Here is a 17,311-nt window from a genome sequence, read left to right as displayed (position 1 = left end):
GTCATTCAGCCCCTGCCGCAAGGTAGGGGTTTTTTATTGGATAGGCGTACATCATTGCGGACAAAACTAATCCACAAGAAAACGATCACATGCATGGATCGCAAGTGAACAACCCAGCCAGCGAATGCAATGCGATCTCAGGCCGCGACCAAAGAGACTAGCGCAGCACAAGAAAAACTCTCTAAGGTATTCATGACCCCCCCCAAAGACAATGCCGAGCAAGCAGTTGAAAAAACTCGCTAAAGCCAGCCAAATATATTCAACATTTAACGAGGCAAGCTGCAAAGGATTATTCGCTTTACTTTCATCCGCTTCGATCATCGCTACCGCAGCCAGCACGAGTCCGGGAGGAGCAGCGCAAGGGATACCAGCCCCCAAATATTGCGGCGAAATCAAGTCCGAAAATCAATACTCAAGCATAAATGGGGTCTTTTTCAATGTTAATAACAATAAGCCATTCAATCTAAGCCTACCCTCCAGCCCGTCCTTCACATTAAGCTCCCCCCCAAAACCATTCACGATCCAACTCTACAACCCCAATTTTGACTTTTCGACAAGCAAAAAAGTCAACCAATGGACGATATTCAACAAAATACCCACAAACCAATGCTTAGCCCTATCTCCCTACCCTGTAGAGATTTCAGCCAAGATTAATTCAATCAAAAATGGAGCAGGAGGAGAAATCAATTTTCCAATAACCGGAACAGGAGGCATAGAAGTCAATCTACCTGACGGAACGCTTCTGATGAGCGGAACAAACACCTATAGCGGAATAACTCTTGTCACTGCTGGATCACTTGACGTGACAGGAACCCTTGATGACAAGACAAGTGTCATCGTAAAACCAGGAGCAAAGTACATCGTCTCCAATTCAGACACAATTCAATCTCTTTCTGGTGGAGGAGACATAGAAATCACATCGGGCACAACCTTAACCGTCTCAACCAAAAATTCTTTCTCCACACAAAACAACTACGAGATCCATTCATTAACCGGTGGTGGTAATTTCAACTATGAAATGAAAGGATCAAGTCCCGAAATACTAAGAGTTCTTGGCGACACCAACCTGGGCTCACTAAATGTTATCGGAGAAGAGCTAACCCTGCAAGGATTCAACAGATTGGACCAAGCCAGTGTCTCCGAAGGACGACTGCAACTAGGGAAGAGCGGAGAGAAAGCAAGCATTATCAACGGCACACTGGGCATCTCAAAGGGATCAGTATACGCAAAGAGCTCAATTAACGCGAATTCAATTAAAGCCGACAATAATTCAAAATTGATTTTCCCAGAAGAACAAAAAAGCAACGGTCAATTGCCACCCGCCACTATCTACAAATCCTCCGCAAAGACATTACTTATTGACGCGACATCCTCGTTAATCATCGCCAGACCGGAAACTATTTCCATTTCCGACAATGGATCAATAGCAGGAACAGTAACCGGAAAAGAAAATACCTTACCCAATTCCAATACCCCCACCTATTTTGACTACTACGGCGGGTACAATGAGCCCGTGACTTTCACGAGCACGACCACCAATCCAAGAAAGCTAAAGTTTGAAAGCACCTCAAGAGTTGATCTCAATTCAGTTCATGGTGGCTTAAGCAAACGCAAAGCGTCTGATCCCGACGTCGTCATCGATAGACCAGTCGCAATCAATACCGATCAATTTTCAGTGGCTAGAATTGATTTCGATACCACTGCAAAAACTGGTAACGGCATCATCAAGATCACCAGCAGAGGCGTTGTTTCAGGCGTAGGCACCATCCAGGGGGATGTCATTAATGAGGGATACGTCTCCCCTGGCAACTCCATCGGCACACTCACCATCGATGGTGATTACTACCAAGGCCTCACCAATCCCAACGCTAGTCTGAATATTGAAGTTAACGGATCAGATTCTGACCTGTTGAAAATCACTGGGAATAAACGACTAGTTCTCCTCGGTGGCAAGCTGAACATCAGCTCCTATCAAGGTGCACCCATCTCCGCCAACAAGATCTATACCGCTATTGACGTTACCGGTGCCGATTCAACTGGAGGCGAAATCGGCCTGACAACCAGTCTTAATGTTATTGGCTCATCTGGTTTCACCTTCACGCGTGAAACAGATCCACTATTTGCCCAGCTCGATCCCAACTACTACGCCACCTGCACCAGTTCTGATCTAAATGTTCGGAAGAACTGTACGAGGCTTCAATTCGCCTGGGTAAAAAATGATCCCACAACCAGTCAACCACTAAATCCGAATACCACCAAGCTGCCCGGAAAGGAAACCATTGCCAACGTCAAGAAGACTGGTGGGGCAATTACAACAGCTTCATCCGGCAATCCCAACTCCAACACCAACACCTGCATCAGCAACGGTGGTTCTGCATCAACTTGTCAGCAGCAGAACAAGCCCGGCACAGGGGCTTCTGGCAACAACAACAACACAGTGGCTACTGCCAAGAAACTCGATGCAGGCTGGGCTTCGGTCAGTGCAGCTGTCACATCTGGTGTAACGGGTGGCAAGGCAATCGGCACAACCGGCTACACCACCAATCAAACCAGTGCAGCGCTCGTCACGCCTGACTTCGTCAATGTAATTTCCGCACTTTTTGCCGTTCCCACCCGTCAGCAGCTCAACCAGGCCCTGCACTCGATCACAGCTGAGCCCTACGCCTCCATGCAGTCGGTGGCTCTCGAGGCGATTGAGCAACTCGGTAAAAACTCCCTCGCCCTCACGGATCGCGCTGTTCCGCTCACCCACACCGCATCCTTCTGCAAGCTCGACGACGGCACACTCATCCCCGCAGACTCTCCAAATCGACCCGACACCTGTGACGAGCGCACCAAAACCGTCGGCAGCCGCTGGAGTCTCCTCCTTGATGGCACCAACACCGAGGCCAGCCTTGATGGCACAAACGATCTTGCCTCGCTCGATTACAACGTCTTCTCCACCATCTACGGCCTCCAATACGCCTTCTCCCCCGAGTGGAGTGCTGGTGCTGCCTTTGGTTATGGACAAGCACGCCTCTACAACTACGAATACGCCAATACACACATCAATTCCGACACCTATTCCGGTTCCATCTGGGGCATCTACAGGCCCTCACCCGATTGGAAGTTCTCCGGCCTACTCGGCTACATGAATCTCCAGTACGACTCCAACCGCAACATGGCCTTTGGGGGCCTCAATCGCACCGCAGAAGCCAACTGGGATGGCAATGGTTATCTCGCATCCCTTGAGGCCCAATACAACTGGGCGCTCAATGGCAACAACAACGATCCCGACGCCATTCGCCTCAAGCCACGCACCTTCCTCTCCTACGCCAACCACCAGCAGGGCTCATTCTCCGAATCAGGCGCCAAGTCACTCAACCTCGCCGTTGACTCCCACACCGCCGACTCCCTCCTTTGGGGGATTGGCTTCACATTGGAAACTCCAATCAAGCTCAGCTCAACCAATCGACTCATCCCAAGACTCACCGTCGGCTACGAGTACGACTTCATGGGTGATGCCAATGAGGAGCATCAACTCAATGCCTCCTTCTCCGAACTACCAGCACTCGGTTCCGTTGATGTCCTCGGACAGAACCGCGGTGCTAACGCACTCGATGTTGGCCTCTCCATCGAAATTGAAACCTCCGATTCCGTCTCCCTCTATGCAGGCGTCAACGGTGGCTTCTGGAGCAACGGCACCGAAGTCTCCTACGGAGGTGGCCTTAAGTACTCCTGGTGACGACCATCCGCAACGATCGTCATTTCACCCTCGCCGCAAGGCGGGGGTTTTTGTTGGACCGATGAACCCAGAGGAGTTCATTCTGATCAGAATCAAACTTCGCGACCGGCTGAACCGATGATTCACCGCCTCGCCGTGAGCGGCTATCGCTCCCTGCAGAACGTTGTTGTGCCCTTCGGGCAACTGACACTGGTGACCGGCGCCAACGGCAGTGGAAAATCGAACCTCTACCGGGCCCTGCGCTTACTCACAGCTGCAGCTCGAGGAACGATGGTGGGAGCGTTGGCCCAGGAGGGAGGCCTGCCAGCGGTGATGTGGGCAGGGCCGGAGCGCCTCAGCCGGGCGATGCGAGAAGGCGAGCAGCCCATTCAAGGAGGTCCGCGCCAACAGGCGGTGCGGCTACGGCTGGGGTTTGCGGCCGAGCCCTTCTCCTATGCCGTGGAACTGGGCTACCCACAGGAACGCCAGAGCGCCTTTGCCCTTGATCCCCAGCTCAAAGGGGAATGGATCTGGGCGGGCGAGGCATTCCACCCCAGGGCTCTGCTCAGCAGCTCAGGGCCTCAACACCATCCCGATCAATCACTGTTTCAACGCGGTTGTGATCCTGATCAACAACCGGAGGTGATGCTGCTGCGTGAGCAGATCCTCAGTTGGCGCTTTTACGACAGCTTCCGCACCGACCCCGGTGCACCGGCCCGGCAGCCGCGGGTGGGCACCCGTTGCTTTGCCCTCAGCGGCGATGGCAGTGATCTACCAGCCGCGGTGCAGACAATTCTTGAAAACGGAGATGGCAACGGTCTGCAACAGGCGATGGATGATGCCTTTCCGGGCTGTCATCTCAGTGTGCAAAACGATGGCGGATTGTTTCGCCTGCATGTGCATCAGCCAGGGCTACTGCGGCCGCTGGAGGCAGCAGAACTCTCCGATGGAACGCTGCGCTATCTGTTACTCACCGTGGCACTGTTCAGCCCGCGGCTGCCACCCCTGTTGGTGTTGAACGAACCGGAGAGCAGCCTGCACCCAGAGCTCTTGAAGCCTTTAGCCCGATTGATTCAGGCAGCAGCCGAACGCACCCAGGTGTGGGTGATCGCCCATGCCCCACCGCTGATCGACGTCCTGGCCGAACAGCCCCACTGCCGTCATCTGCACCTGGAGCGGGAGCTGGGGGCCACCCAGGTGCAAGCACAAACAACCCTGGAGCGCGGTAGCTGGCGCTGGCCGGCGTCGAACAACGTGTGAATGCCTAAGGCGAAGGGAGAGATCGTTTGGTGAGGCGGAAAGCTTGTAGCGCGGCGTCCGGTGCCGTCACAACAAGCTCCAGTGATGACTATTGCAGTGGCATGCGCTTGCACTGGCGGGGAACGCACAGGATGATTCAACAATGTCGATGCCATCCATGGGTCTTCAGCTGCCGATAGCGGATGGCATGGCGATGCCCAACCCACCGCGGATCGCTTTTCAGTCTTAGATGACGTCCCTCAGGTTCTCGGGGCAGGAAACCCTCCTGCTCGCCGAACGCGACGGTGAACGCTGCGCCGGTCCTGTGCTGATGGCAGGGTTTGTGGTGGGTTTTGGGGTCATCGAACTCTCGACCAGTGTGCTCAGCCAAACCAGTCGCTTCAGTTTGGAGTTGCTTGTTCTGCTGGTGCTTCAGCTGATCGGGCCCATTCTCGTGAGCGTGCTGGCCATGGCCCTGCTGCTGCCCCGCTGGCTGGAGCGCGTGGTGAAGCAAGGGCAGAAAGCCTGGCGTCAATCCGTGCCGGCTGCAGGGTTGGTGGGTCTGTTGCTGATGCTGCTGTTTTTCGTTGGCGCCATTGTTGGCGGGGTGCTCGTCACACCGCGGGCTGATCTGTTCCGGGAAACAACAGAGTTGCTCTCTGGCATCAGACTCCGTGACCTGCTGCGCACCCTGGTGCGCAGTGGTGTGTTCCTGAGTTGCATCTGCGCCTGGTGTCAGTGGCGGGCATCGACCGCGCTCAGAAGCGGTCGCAGCGAGGCACTGATTGTCAGCAATCTCTTGGTGGAGGGGCTGATGCTGGCCCTCGCTCTCAAACTGGTTTGGGTGTTGTTGTTCAACACCCTTGTCCGCTGAATCGTTCTCTGATGCCCACGACCGCACCAGCACACCCACGCTGATGCGATGGGTCACTGCCTGCTTCTTCTCTGGGGCCCTGAGGCCCAAGGCGACTTCGTTCGCTGGTGTCAGCTCGGCGGCCTCTGGGCCTTCGTGGCACTCCACGGCGCCTTCGCGCATATCGGCTTCATGCTCCCTCAGTTCGAAATTGCTCGTCTGGTGGACATCGGCCCTTACAAAGCCATCGCTTCTCCTGTGACGGCAAGCGCTCAGCCACTGCAGCGGCCTTGGCCTGCGCAAGCTTTTGCACAAATTGCGCAGGACTGGGATCAGTGATGGCCTCTTGATCCACACCGCTCACCTGCACGCGTTGAGGAATGGCCGCTAACTCAAGCAGGCGCCGGCACGCCGGTGAAGCCGAAGCCAACAGCAAGGTCATGGCCTCTTGTGCCTAGAGCTCAGCAATAGTCAAAACGAAAGACCTGTAAACACCGAAGGGTGCTCAGCTGCCTACGGCACTCAATGAGGGGAAGTTATTTGGAATAAGTGGCCAGAAAGTCAGCGAAAGCATCGTGAGACAGTGGGGCAAGGGTTCCTTCACAGATCTGCCATTGCTGAGAGCAGCTTTCGACCTCTGCCGTGGTGGTCGGAATCATCACAGTCGTCGAAGGCAAAGCAGTCACCAACGCAAGTAGATGGGCATGGTCCTGCGAAGGAATGGCACTGAGGAATTCGTCGAGAAGCAGAATTGGCGGAGGATTCAATAAAGACCTGGCCAAGAGAAGCTTGACTTTATCGGCGACAGAAAACGAAGAACCTGCTGCAATGAACGCATTGAAACCTTGAGGAAGACTCAAAAAGACATCAGAGATCCCGAGCATCAAGAAGATGTCCTGCAACTGCTTCTCTGAATCAAGGGCGACCGGTCCGAGTACATCAGCAATACGAAGCCCTACAAGGGAAGGATTTGTAGGGACATAATGAATTTGGCTACGGACAGATTGAATAGAAGAACTTTGAAGAGGAATAGAGTCAAGATAAATGATTCCCTCAGAGGGAGACACCAAGCCATTGATCAAACGGAGAAGCGAGGATTTTCCAGAGGACTTCTTGCCAAGAACAGCAATTTTTTGGCCAATCTGAACATCAAGATCAATCCGCTTTATAATGGGTTTCCGCAGATCGGCAGGATGGAACGTGACGGAATCAAATTTGATGCGCCCCTCTAGACGCTGTTGCGGTAATCCTGAACTCCAGCCCTGCTCAACTGGGGCGCCCAAGATACGAAGCGCTCTACGCCAAAGAGCAGCAACAACCCCAAAAGGAGCAACGATATTAGCAGTAGCGTCAACAATGGCCCGAGAAAAAGCTAAAAAAGAAGCATAAAACGCAAGAAATGAACCGATCAAGGCTGGCTCATTTAAGAGAGTGGGATTAGCCAGAATCTGCAAAGTAGTAACCACTAACAACAGAATGGTTCCAACTGTGCCGTAGTAATCAAGAATTAACTTAATGAGCTGTTCAGAGTAATTAACAAGCCGAAACAAAACAGCAATGCGCCTGAACCCCTCATTCCAGTCCTTAAAGAGAGACAGCTCAGCACCAAGCCCTCGGATCGCAAGAGCTTCAGTAGAAATTTGGGAACTCAGCTGGTTGAGATCAGACTTGACGTCGTAAACTTGATAATACAAAAAGATGGTACGCCGAGCCAAAAGCAAAACAGCAACAAGAACTGGCAGAGTAAAAGCAACAATAATACAGGCCAATAAAGGGTTATAAATAAACATCAGAATCAAGAAGTTGACCGAAAAAACAGCAGTCAATAACGCGGTGAGTGTTCTGGAAGAAAGTAGCATCCTTAGCTTTGTAATCGCATCAACAGCAACGTAAAGTTCGCCGACGGAAAAATCCTGAATGGCGAGCCGAGGAACCTTGAGAAAACGCTCCATAACAGAAACCTCGATCGTCCGCGTCCCAATTGTGAGCATACGAAGAGAAAAAAGCCCTTGAACATAACTAGCAAAAACCGACAGAGCGAGAATGAGCAACATGGCAAACAGACTTTGAAGCAGAAGCCAATAATCACCATTGGGCAAAACATTAGAAACAAGAAAACTCGTAAGAAGAGGAATCGCCAGCCCACAGCTCATAACAAGTAGTGAGGCAAAAAAGATAAAGGCTAAAGTAGCAATGTTGCGCTTATAGGCAAAGGCCAAAAGACCAGAACTGGACACCTGACGATCAGCCAGGGTGAAAGGAACTTCAATAGCAGAAGGCTTAAAAGCAGGAAAATGACTCGGGTTCGTGATCAGAATTTTCCGACCATTTTTAAAAGTTAAAAGACAATTGTGAGGCGTACCCTGCAGCAACAGATACGGCCGACCTGTTGATTCACATGTCAAAACCAGAAGGGGATAATCGCCACGCGCTGGTATAGGAGGAACGGAAACATGACGAAAATAGATATTGCTCTTGCGCAAAACCAAGGAAATTGATTGGCTATCAACACAAAGTTGCCTAGGCTTCAATTCAAGCAGTCGAAATATATAACCAACAAGCAGTTGCAGGTCTGAACATTTATCATAGCCCTGGGAAGAAGGCTGAAACGAATAAATCTCGGAATCAAGCCTGGCAAGATACTCAGCGTCGGCTTGACCAGGCTGCAATTGAAAATTAGGCGTGGAGGAAGAAGGAGTCATATTCTGATCATGCAATAGTCAAAAGGTCGCTCATAGAAAGAACACGATCGACGTGGACCTGATGTGCTGGCCGGCAAAAAGTGGAAATCACGGTAATGGAATGCTTCCGGCAAAACTGGTAGATGGAAAGCTCAACTGACGCATCAAGTTTGGAAACATCAAAATCAAGAATCAGAATTGATGGCTGAGCAATTAAGGCGCGGGCTATGGAAAATTGAAACTTCTCACTAACAGACAAGTAACTAGCTGGGTTAATTAATTGAGATTGATAAGCATCTTTGTAGCGATTCACAAATTCATCCAGGCCAACAGCTTCACACACCGGAACTAGCTGATCAGAAACCACAAAGCTTCGATTTAGAAAGATGTTATTTTCAATTGAATCATCAAGAAAAGGTATTTCAGAGCCAACAAGAACAATTTCTTTCCTCAGCGAATGCGTGGGATAGGTGTTGATGTCGACGCCACCCAAGCTGATCAGTCCGCTCGAAGGCTGGATCAAGCCAGAGATGAGATGGAACAATGCTCTGACGAAATCCTGCTGGCTTGACTCAATAAGAAGGTGCTGGCCTGATGAAACAGAGAGACCTAAACCCGTAAAGACAGGTGGATCGAGATCTGAAGTCGCAAAGGAGACGTCAATAAGTTCAAGATCTCGCGATTCAGACAGAGAAACAGGGGTACGTTTATTTAAATTGAGGCTTCGATCAAAGACATCAATTGAGGAATCAATGGCAGCTTGCTGCAAATCCCTGTAAGACATTAATAAACCAATCAATTGTTGCCAAGCCGAAGAGATCGAAGGTATGGCATCCAAAGAGACATTTACTCGGCTTTGAATAAAAAGAAAGGCCAACAGCGTTCCAAGCGAGACTATTCCCTGGATAACAAGTGTTCCACCAATGCATAACACAAGAACTACCGTGAGGAACACGCTGGCACTAGAAATGACATCGCGAAAATTATTTTTGATGAACACACTTTGCTGGATATTGACTATGTTGTAGAAGTGCTTATGCCATTGATTTGTTGCAGCAAACTCTGCTGATATGGATTTATACTCTTCAACATTTTGAAGAATCGCGTACAGAGCAGAATTCATATGCGACTGCTCTCTTTGCAAGGTGTTCAACTCATTGGAAGTAGCCATGGTTGTGAGGTATCCAGAATAGATATTCAGGAATGAACCAAACAACAGCACAAGTGACAATGGGAATGATATGAAAGCAGAAAGAACAACTAATAACAAACCAAATACAAGGTTCAAAACTGGACCGAGGAGCGCAAATGCAATCGAGTAGGTGAGGAGATAAGGAGCCATCATCCGATAGGCGATGGATCCACTTGGCCGTTCCGAGAAATACAGCGGCTCTTTTGTCATGACATATTGATAAACATCTCGCGCCAGAACACGAATGAGCACAAAGTTAAGCCGTCGTATGACCAGGTCAACGAGAAGGCGTATCGACACAGCAACAATAAGTGAGATAAAGGCAATCCAAACGATTGGAATCGCAAATGAATAAAACTTGTTTTCTAGAAACTGATCAACAAATTGAGATGTGCATGCTGCAATTAAAATAACTGGAACTACTGAAGTAATCGTAAGAGACACAAGCAAAATCAACTCTGACTTGACTTTTGCAGCAAGTGAATAGAGAGGAGTCCAAATGGAAACTGGCACACCTCCAGCTACAAAGTCAGGACCTAAGGACAGTGCGAGTATCGACTCAATGGAAAGATCTTCGATAACGGTATTAAGTAACCCTTGAGTTGGTGAATACACCAAAGCAGTGTCATGCTGACATTCAAGTAATGTATAGAATTTGCCATTACCTTCACTCACAATCGCTGGAAGCTTCCGTTGATTCAATAGTTGCGATGAGAGTGAGTCGTCATTGTCACAACGAATCCATTGGCCAATCAGGCCACACTGCTGGATAGCTATTAAAAGCTTATCTGTGGTTGTACCGGATTGAGTGGTTCCAGTGAGCTTGCGAAGCCGAGCAATAGATAAGTGCTTGTCAAAACAAGCCAAAGCAATCCCTAATGCAACAGCCCCTGATTCATTAGGCGATGTTTGCAATAATCTGGGGAGTGAATACTTCGTAGCGGGGGTTTTCATGGAACTATGACTAACTCGAAGAGTTGGATTGAATCATTGGTGGACTCTCACCAATAACCTGCTTCAGCCAAGGGATAAGAAGACTAATGGGACGTATTCTTTGGGTCGTGATCTGCAGGTTAAGCCGATCCCCTTCCCGAACCGGATAAGGAACTTTTCCCTGCGAAGACCAAACAAACCCGGCTTTGTTTGGATCAGACTGATCAGAAGATTGTTGAAGCTTAATTTTAACGAGTACAGGCCGCTTTAACTGGCCGAAAATTTCGTTTGCAACTCCAGGATCTCCCAACTGATTCACGATCTCTATTTCGTTTTGAGGTAGCAAACTGGAGGATTCAACAACGCCATAAAAACCACCATATTGTGCACGACTCATACCAACTGGAGTCAGTAAAGCTTTCATTTCAGGCATGACACGCTGAACAGATGCGTCACCGACATAGCCTGGGATAACAACTCCATGGTTCAAACTCTTATGATTGACATTGGCCCTCAAAATAGAAGCATTGACTTTCACCTCCGTAAGATGGGGTGCAATCACATCTGCAACACTTAAATTATCAGTGCTGAAAATCAGGTTACTGCCAATATAGTTTTGAAGAGCCTTTAGCAATGCCGTTAGAGACTCTTGGCTTGAAACATCCAACTGAATCAGCTTTGATTGATTGGACTCCAGCTCATCCTGCAAGGAGATGATTTCATTCTCAATACCTACCACAATAGACTCTTGGTCCAATAATCTGGCTTCACTCGCGTAACCTTTGTCGTTGAGCTTTCGAATAGCCAACAAAAACTTATTTTCAGTTCCCAGCTGCTTTTGCATTAAGGCAATTTTTCTACGGATTTTTTTATCGATATAAGTGAGTTCTCTTTTAGATGCTTCGTTGCTCTTAAGATCTAACTTTGCATCCAAGATTGTCGCCCTCAAAGAAGCCTTGGCGCTATCGGAGTCAATCATTGACAGGAGTGATTTATTCGGGATTATTTTTGTTGATGCAACAATAAGTGGAGAGCTAGCTTCCTTATTTCCAAGGTTGAGAGCATAGGTTGCTAATGCTAATAGCTCTTCACTACTGAGCTCTTTATTGGAAGAGCCAAAATCATAAAGTGCACGGGATTGATCATTCTGATGTTGCGGTTGATCGGTGAAATGAACAACAGTTCCTGAAGCCTGGCTTAAAAATAGTTTGCTTTGATTGGTTGGCATCAAGATGGCAACACCATTGGCATAAATAGGAACCTTGGCTAGGCAACTCCAAAGCACACCTCCAACGCTGATCGAAATACAAGCAGCAGCGGCTAATTTGACCGGTACAGCAAGTAAACGGACAGTCTTATCATCAGGAGTAGCTTGGGAATTAGTCATATCAGAACACTGCCCCCATATCCCTTGAACTAACTTTGAGCGAGCTCAATCCATCGATAATGGCTTGCTTATAAGCCGAAGGCCATTGGCCGGAATAGCGATAGAGCTTGGCAATGGAATCGAAGTAACTCACCCTTGTCTTAGAAAGAATCAAAGCGGCTCTTCCATACATTTCTGTCGCTTGAACAACAGTTGTTACGCTGCCAATTCCTGCGGAGTAGCGTTCTGATGCAATATCAACAGAAAGAGAAGCGATCTTGAGGCCTTGTACAGCTTTAGCAAGCGCAGCCTTGGCTGTTAGGTACTCGCCATAACTACCGCGGATCTGACGACCAACTCGATCCCTATGAAAATTGGCAGCGAGCAAATCTGCTTTCGCTTGGTCTTTAAATGCATTGGATGAAGCAAGATAACTTCCGCCATCAAATGGAGTCCAAGTCAAGCCAAGTCCAATGGATAAATCAGTTGCTTGAACAAATCCTCGATCCTGGCTCGAGCTATTGGCAATATCGGCACCAAATAATCCATCAGAATAGTTGCCATATCCATTGACAGATAGACTCAAAACTGGCAAGTACTTGTTCAACATGGTTTGAGCCTGCCAGTCCGCAGCTTTTGAATCAGATAATGCCAACTGGATCTCTTCTCGAAGTCGCAGACCTTCTTCAATCGTTTCTTCTAAAGACAGAGACCATTCCTCACTATGAATCTGCTGTTGAGATGGGAGTGCTGAACTTCCGGGAGGCATCCCTGTTAAGACTGCCAACTCAGATGCAAGCTCGATTTGCAAGGCAACGAGCGAAAGCAATTCATTGAGTTGATTGAGTAAAAGTGTTTTCTGCTGAGCAACATCACCAAGACTAATGATCCCGCCATTAAACTGACCAAGGATAGCTTCAAGCTCAAATCTATTTTTTTTGTAGATCGACGAGTAAGTATTGATTAGATTCTGATTTTCAACAAGCTTGGCATAAACCATTTGCGCTTCTAAAACCAGACTTCTGCATAAGATGCTTAGGAGTAATTCCTGAGATTGCAGCAAGCTGATGGATCGATTGATCGAGGAATAGCGGACTGGATCAAGGAAATTCCACTTCAAGCGCGCAGCAACAAAAGCTTCATTCACATTTGTAAAATTAGCGTATTCAAAATCTTTATAATTATCGTCACTCTGAATATATGTTGACATCTGCTTGCCAAGGATTGGGTTTTCAGATGTTCTAGAGAATTTCAACGTAGGATTCCATTTTCTCTTTTCTGCTGCAACCCTGGATTTTTTAGCCTGAACCAGTGCTAACGCCTTGGCAATCTGGGGATTATTGATAATTGTTTTACGGATAACGTCTTCTAAACTGATCCTGACTGATTGATTGAGCAGCTGCTCAGATTCAGCAAGAATAGCTTGCAGATTCTCACCCTGTTGCAGCAAATAATCTTGAGAGGATACCCCTTGGCGCAGAAATTCACTAGCGGCAACTTGACTGTGAGCTGTTAGCGCCACAGTTCCTATTAAACCGAACGAAGCAGCAAAGCCAAGGCAGGACAAAGGCATCCTTAGCTGACATTGAAATTAACTTTTAAAGTCTAGCGGGGATAAAATATTTTGCAATTAATGGTGCTTATTGGATACCTTTAAACTTTTTTCGGATATGGCCTGGCTGGATGTGGTGATCCACGGATACTCAGCAAGTGTGCGCCGCAATGCACCCAGAGCCAGAACAATGTCCTGTTGTTCGACCGTGCAAACTCGTCCGCTATTGCGCGGATGACACTGCCAATTTCCAAAAATCCGAACCATGTGCATGTTGCCAACCAGCCACATGTCGGCACCAGTTTGGCGGATAGCCGCAATTCCCGTATTCAGATTCATGATGTCCTCAATCGCCCCCTCCTCCTCTGGTTGACGTCCTGTTGCTTCTTGAACAGAGGCCAGAACAAGTCTTTCCAACAAACGTCGAGAAAGCATGCCAAGACTAATTGGGGATATTTCATCAGCATCTAAAACTTTAATCAACTCAGACAAATCACTATCAATTCGATATTTGCTAAAAGTAGAATCTGCCTGCATTCCCAGTAACAGCTGGCGAAGCTCATCTAAACCATGCAGATCAGGAGGCAAGTCAACCACCATACTGTGTGGATCCCTGCGATGAATTGCTTCATCAATTGTGTGACCTAATTGCCGCAAATAGTCATCATTTTGATCAAAAATAATCAGCCGGTGCAGATCTGGAAGATGCCGAAAAGCGTCTTTACAGCACTTGAGTAAATCAGGGTAATGGATCATTTTTTCAATCTCTTCACTGTCTCTGCCAAGCAATGGTATGGCAACAACATTGACAGGTATTCCTTGAATTGGAAGAATTGCAAGTAAGGAAAAAAGACGGTTCAATGGCGTCCAAGGTGTTAAGCCGTCTTTTGACTCGATTTCACTGCCACCAATAACTGCGAGCCTCTTAAAGTGACTAGTGCCAGTTGATTGGTTCTGAATTTCAGGAGCAGCACTTAAGTCAGCACTCACCCAGCTATTGACGAGACTGCCATTGAGATCAATGGCTCGATTGATTTGGTCTAGATGCAAGCCATAGCTTTGTTGAATATGATCCAACTGGGAGCCCTTAACAGGAACTCCTCTTGGGTTGGCTTGTGTTTCAACTCCTAGGAGATCAACATCAATGCCTAGGTCACTGAACTCACCAACGCGAAGCTCAATCGAACGATTACCAGAACTTGTTTCCAGGTCAAAAGCGTTGATCAGCATTGAATTGAGTGCCTTTCTTAATTAGTAGCAGTACATTCATCCGTTGTCTACAAACTTCTATATCCGCCAAGAAACCAGCTGCAAAGTGAATTTGCTGAGTTTTAGGCCAACACAAGGAAGCAGATAGACTTTATACTAGACTTATGTTTCCTAAAATATTTAAGGGAGGACCGTAAAGCCCTCCCCTAGTGACAGTTGTTGCAGGCCTCAATGGGCCAAATAGCAGATGCTACCAACGCGCCGGATGGAGAACAATGCAATGAAACTCCACCAGCAACTGTCACTTTCTTATTATGCCCAGAAGCAATATTCGATGGTTGATCCATAAGGTTTTTTTTAGTTTTTATTTTTTCTTCTTCTTCTCTCCCTTCCATTCATGTTTTTGCCAGACCTCTATTCATCCAAGAACTCATTAGTTGGACTGAGCCGAAGCCACCAGCAACCTCATGTCCTCTGGTCCCTAAGGTTCCCCCATGCTGACTTGCGATCCCCACTCCTTGGCACGCGCAGCTGAGGCCCTGCCCTGCTTGGCGCTGCAGCACCGGTGGTGCGTGACTCTCTCCAAGGCGTGAGTCGCAACGGTTGCTCTCTGGCATCAGACTCCGTGACCTGCTGCGCACCCTGGTGCGCAGTGGTGTGTTCCTGAGTTGCATCTGCGCCTGGTGTCAGTGGCGGGCATCGACCGCGCTCAGAAGCGGTCGCAGCGAGGCACTGATTGTCAGCAATCTCTTGGTGGAAGGGCTGATGCTGGCCCTCGCTCTCAAACTGGCTTGGGTGTTGCTGTTCAACACCCTGATCTCATGATGCGTTGAGAATGAACTCGATCGAACCGTCCCACCCCCGCGAACGTTGGTTGTTTCTGGGATCCGGTGCCTTGTTGCTGGTTGCCGTGCTCTTCGGGCTCGCCCGTGAGCAGCGATGGGGCACCCGGTTCGTGAACGTTTATCTACTCGCGAGCGACATCAATGGTCTGCACTCCGGTGAAGAGGTGCGCATCTCCGGTTTTCCCGTGGGTCAAGTGGGTGGGTTAGAGCTCAAACCTGATGCACGCGTGCGAGTGCAATTGCGGATTGAGCAGAGCAAAGCCCGGCTGATCGGCCCCAACAGCAGCGCAAGGCTGGCCCAAGAGGGCCTCGTTGGAGATCGCTTCATCGACATCACTCCTGATCCTCAACGTGTTGGTGATGCACAGGCTCTTGATGGCAAAACCATCGCCTACGCAGAGCCCCTCAACCTCGCCGATGCCCTCGAAGACCTCGCTGTCACGCAGCAGCAACTCCAGGCCACCTTGCGCAACACCACCTCGCTGACTGCCAAGAACGGCGACATCAACACCACGCTCGCTGATCTGCGCAACACCCTGAAAAACACCAACACGCTCACCGCCACAATCGAACGAGAAGCCGCCGAGACCGCACCCGTGGTGCGCCGCTCCCTCGACAACGTGAGCGCCGAGATCAGCCAAGTGAGCCAGGAGGCGCGTGTCGCGGAGAAGGAAGCGCAGCTGTTGCTGGAGGAGTCGCGGCCTCTGATCACCAGCACACTCCAAGACGTGCGCGAACTAGCGCAGACAAGCCGGCGATTGCTCAACAGCCTGCTGGGTGTGATCGGTCCGCTGTTGGAACCTGCCGACGGTCCAAGCAGTGCCACTCCCTCATCAACAAACGACAACTAGCGCCCTAACTTCAGTCATCTCTTATTCGTTTGATGGGACTGTCTCTGTCAGGCACTAGCACCGGCCTGCTCGCCGCAACAGCACTGATCAGCACAACCCTGGCAGGCCTGCCTGCCTCTGCCCAGAGCAAGGGCATCACGTATCCCAAAGCCGGGGTGGTGTGCGACCAGGTGGGTCAAACCTGCTACGACAGCTATGGCCCATCAATCGCGATCACCAAGATCTACTTCGGCCAGTACGCGGCGGATCGTCTCCGCCAGAACCGCCGTGGATCCACCAACAACGACTTCCGCCTCAGCTCCGGCCAGGCTTGCAGCATCCAAAAGCGCACCTGTTGGGATGACGGCTGGGGCGAGAAGAATGTGGCGCGAGGTTTGACCAAACAGCTTTTTAGTAGCAATCAGAGTGCCAGCAACGCCGGCTCCAGCAGTGGCAATCGACAGGTGTCGACCGACACGGGCTACTGCAGCCTCAGCCAAGGTGGGCGACGGGTGTTCGATGGCCCCTGTCTGCTCAAGCAGGTGTCGAAGGGTGATCGCAACCGCTACAAGATTCAGCTCCAGAACGGCACGACCTACGTGTTCAAAGACAACGGCAGCGGTAACTACGCCATCACCGATTCCTTCGGTGGCAGCTGGCCGGTGACCTTCGTCGACCATGGCAACACCGGTGTGTTCCGTTTTGCCAACTACAAACTGGTGGCCACACAGAACAGCGGCAGCTCGAATCAGGAAGCCGCCGGTGCTGCCTTAGGCGCTGCAGTTGGCAACCTGCTGAACAATCTGTTCAAGTAAGTGCGCTGAGCTCCAAGTCATCGGCCAACACCACCCCGTGCTGCTCAAAACTGCGCAGCACGCGCAGGATCGGCTGGCAGCAGTCCGCCGATC

General features: G+C 49.7%; 11 protein-coding genes and 2 pseudogenes. 7 read left to right on the top strand and 6 right to left on the bottom strand.

What is annotated here, in order from left to right; genetic code table 11:
* Positions 1 to 211 precede the first annotated feature (211 nt).
* The 4 genes and pseudogenes from CWE17_RS08895 to CWE17_RS08880 all read left to right on the top strand — a co-directional run.
* Entirely contained in the window at positions 212 to 3,724 is a 3,513-nt protein-coding gene (locus CWE17_RS08895; RefSeq protein ID WP_131456338.1) for an autotransporter domain-containing protein, read from the top strand.
* A gap of 117 nt (positions 3,725 to 3,841) precedes the next feature.
* The gene (locus CWE17_RS08890) at positions 3,842 to 4,963 is read left to right on the top strand and encodes an AAA family ATPase (protein WP_131456336.1); all 1,122 of its coding nucleotides are present in this window, start codon (positions 3,842 to 3,844) and stop codon (positions 4,961 to 4,963) included.
* 229 nt (positions 4,964 to 5,192) lie between these two features.
* Positions 5,193 to 5,816 (top strand): hypothetical protein, encoded by a 624-nt coding sequence (locus CWE17_RS08885; protein WP_240789340.1) that lies wholly within the window; start codon positions 5,193 to 5,195, stop codon positions 5,814 to 5,816.
* Between the two features lie 33 nt (positions 5,817 to 5,849).
* Positions 5,850 to 6,047 (top strand): annotated as a pseudogene (locus CWE17_RS08880) (photosystem II D2 protein (photosystem q(a) protein)); the annotation flags it as partial.
* 19 nt (positions 6,048 to 6,066) lie between these two features.
* On the opposite strand, the pseudogene CWE17_RS08875 reads toward CWE17_RS08880, so the two are convergent.
* The 6 genes and pseudogenes from CWE17_RS08875 to CWE17_RS08850 form a co-directional block, all read right to left on the bottom strand.
* Positions 6,067 to 6,237: pseudogene (locus tag CWE17_RS08875) on the bottom strand (Maf family protein); the annotation flags it as partial.
* 94 nt (positions 6,238 to 6,331) lie between these two features.
* Complete coding sequence (locus CWE17_RS08870; protein ID WP_131456334.1) at positions 6,332 to 8,497, bottom strand: ATP-binding cassette domain-containing protein; 2,166 nt, start codon at positions 8,495 to 8,497, stop codon at positions 6,332 to 6,334.
* 7 nt (positions 8,498 to 8,504) lie between these two features.
* On the bottom strand, positions 8,505 to 10,622 hold the full coding sequence (locus CWE17_RS08865; RefSeq protein ID WP_131456332.1) for a cysteine peptidase family C39 domain-containing protein: 2,118 nt from the start codon (positions 10,620 to 10,622) through the stop codon (positions 8,505 to 8,507).
* A 10-nt stretch (positions 10,623 to 10,632) separates the two neighbouring features.
* Positions 10,633 to 11,988 carry a hypothetical protein gene (locus tag CWE17_RS08860; RefSeq protein WP_131456330.1) on the bottom strand — a complete coding sequence of 452 codons (1,356 nt, stop codon included), beginning with the start codon at positions 11,986 to 11,988 and terminating at the stop codon, positions 10,633 to 10,635.
* Between the two features lies 1 nt (position 11,989).
* Positions 11,990 to 13,540: a TolC family protein gene (locus CWE17_RS08855; RefSeq protein ID WP_131456328.1), complete on the bottom strand. Its 1,551-nt coding sequence runs from the start codon at positions 13,538 to 13,540 to the stop codon at positions 11,990 to 11,992.
* 57 nt (positions 13,541 to 13,597) lie between these two features.
* A complete protein-coding gene (locus CWE17_RS08850; protein ID WP_131456326.1) occupies positions 13,598 to 14,749 on the bottom strand; it encodes a DUF4145 domain-containing protein in 1,152 nt (383 codons plus the stop codon).
* 582 nt (positions 14,750 to 15,331) lie between these two features.
* Here CWE17_RS08850 and CWE17_RS08845 point away from each other — a divergent pair.
* From CWE17_RS08845 to CWE17_RS08835, 3 genes are read left to right on the top strand one after another with little or no spacing between them, the layout of a single operon-like run.
* Positions 15,332 to 15,553, top strand: coding sequence for a hypothetical protein (locus CWE17_RS08845; protein WP_240789339.1), 222 nt, complete (start codon positions 15,332 to 15,334; stop codon positions 15,551 to 15,553).
* A 10-nt stretch (positions 15,554 to 15,563) separates the two neighbouring features.
* Positions 15,564 to 16,424: an MlaD family protein gene (locus CWE17_RS08840; protein ID WP_131456324.1), complete on the top strand. Its 861-nt coding sequence runs from the start codon at positions 15,564 to 15,566 to the stop codon at positions 16,422 to 16,424.
* Positions 16,425 to 16,456: 32 nt separating this feature from the next.
* Positions 16,457 to 17,218, top strand: a complete 762-nt coding sequence (locus CWE17_RS08835) for a YcgJ family protein (RefSeq protein WP_131456323.1) — start codon at positions 16,457 to 16,459, stop codon at positions 17,216 to 17,218.
* Positions 17,219 to 17,311 lie beyond the last annotated feature (93 nt).

This window comes from Synechococcus sp. BS56D (genome assembly GCF_004332405.1).
Taxonomy (GTDB): domain Bacteria; phylum Cyanobacteriota; class Cyanobacteriia; order PCC-6307; family Cyanobiaceae; genus Synechococcus_C.
The sequence above is the reverse complement of the archived record's forward strand: the minus strand, read 5'-3'. Positions and strand labels throughout refer to the sequence as shown.

Bases quoted from the DNA above. Each gene is read 5' to 3' on its own strand.
- CWE17_RS08895 (WP_131456338.1), top strand. From the start codon at position 212: ATGCCGAGCAAGCAGTTGAAAAAACTCGCTAAAGCCAGCCAAATATAT.
- CWE17_RS08890 (WP_131456336.1), top strand. From the start codon at position 3,842: ATGATTCACCGCCTCGCCGTGAGCGGCTATCGCTCCCTGCAGAACGTT.
- CWE17_RS08885 (WP_240789340.1), top strand. From the start codon at position 5,193: ATGACGTCCCTCAGGTTCTCGGGGCAGGAAACCCTCCTGCTCGCCGAA.
- CWE17_RS08870 (WP_131456334.1), bottom strand. From the start codon at position 8,497: ATGACTCCTTCTTCCTCCACGCCTAATTTTCAATTGCAGCCTGGTCAA.
- CWE17_RS08865 (WP_131456332.1), bottom strand. From the start codon at position 10,622: ATGAAAACCCCCGCTACGAAGTATTCACTCCCCAGATTATTGCAAACA.
- CWE17_RS08860 (WP_131456330.1), bottom strand. From the start codon at position 11,988: ATGACTAATTCCCAAGCTACTCCTGATGATAAGACTGTCCGTTTACTT.
- CWE17_RS08855 (WP_131456328.1), bottom strand. From the start codon at position 13,540: ATGCCTTTGTCCTGCCTTGGCTTTGCTGCTTCGTTCGGTTTAATAGGA.
- CWE17_RS08850 (WP_131456326.1), bottom strand. From the start codon at position 14,749: ATGCTGATCAACGCTTTTGACCTGGAAACAAGTTCTGGTAATCGTTCG.
- CWE17_RS08840 (WP_131456324.1), top strand. From the start codon at position 15,564: ATGAACTCGATCGAACCGTCCCACCCCCGCGAACGTTGGTTGTTTCTG.
- CWE17_RS08835 (WP_131456323.1), top strand. From the start codon at position 16,457: ATGGGACTGTCTCTGTCAGGCACTAGCACCGGCCTGCTCGCCGCAACA.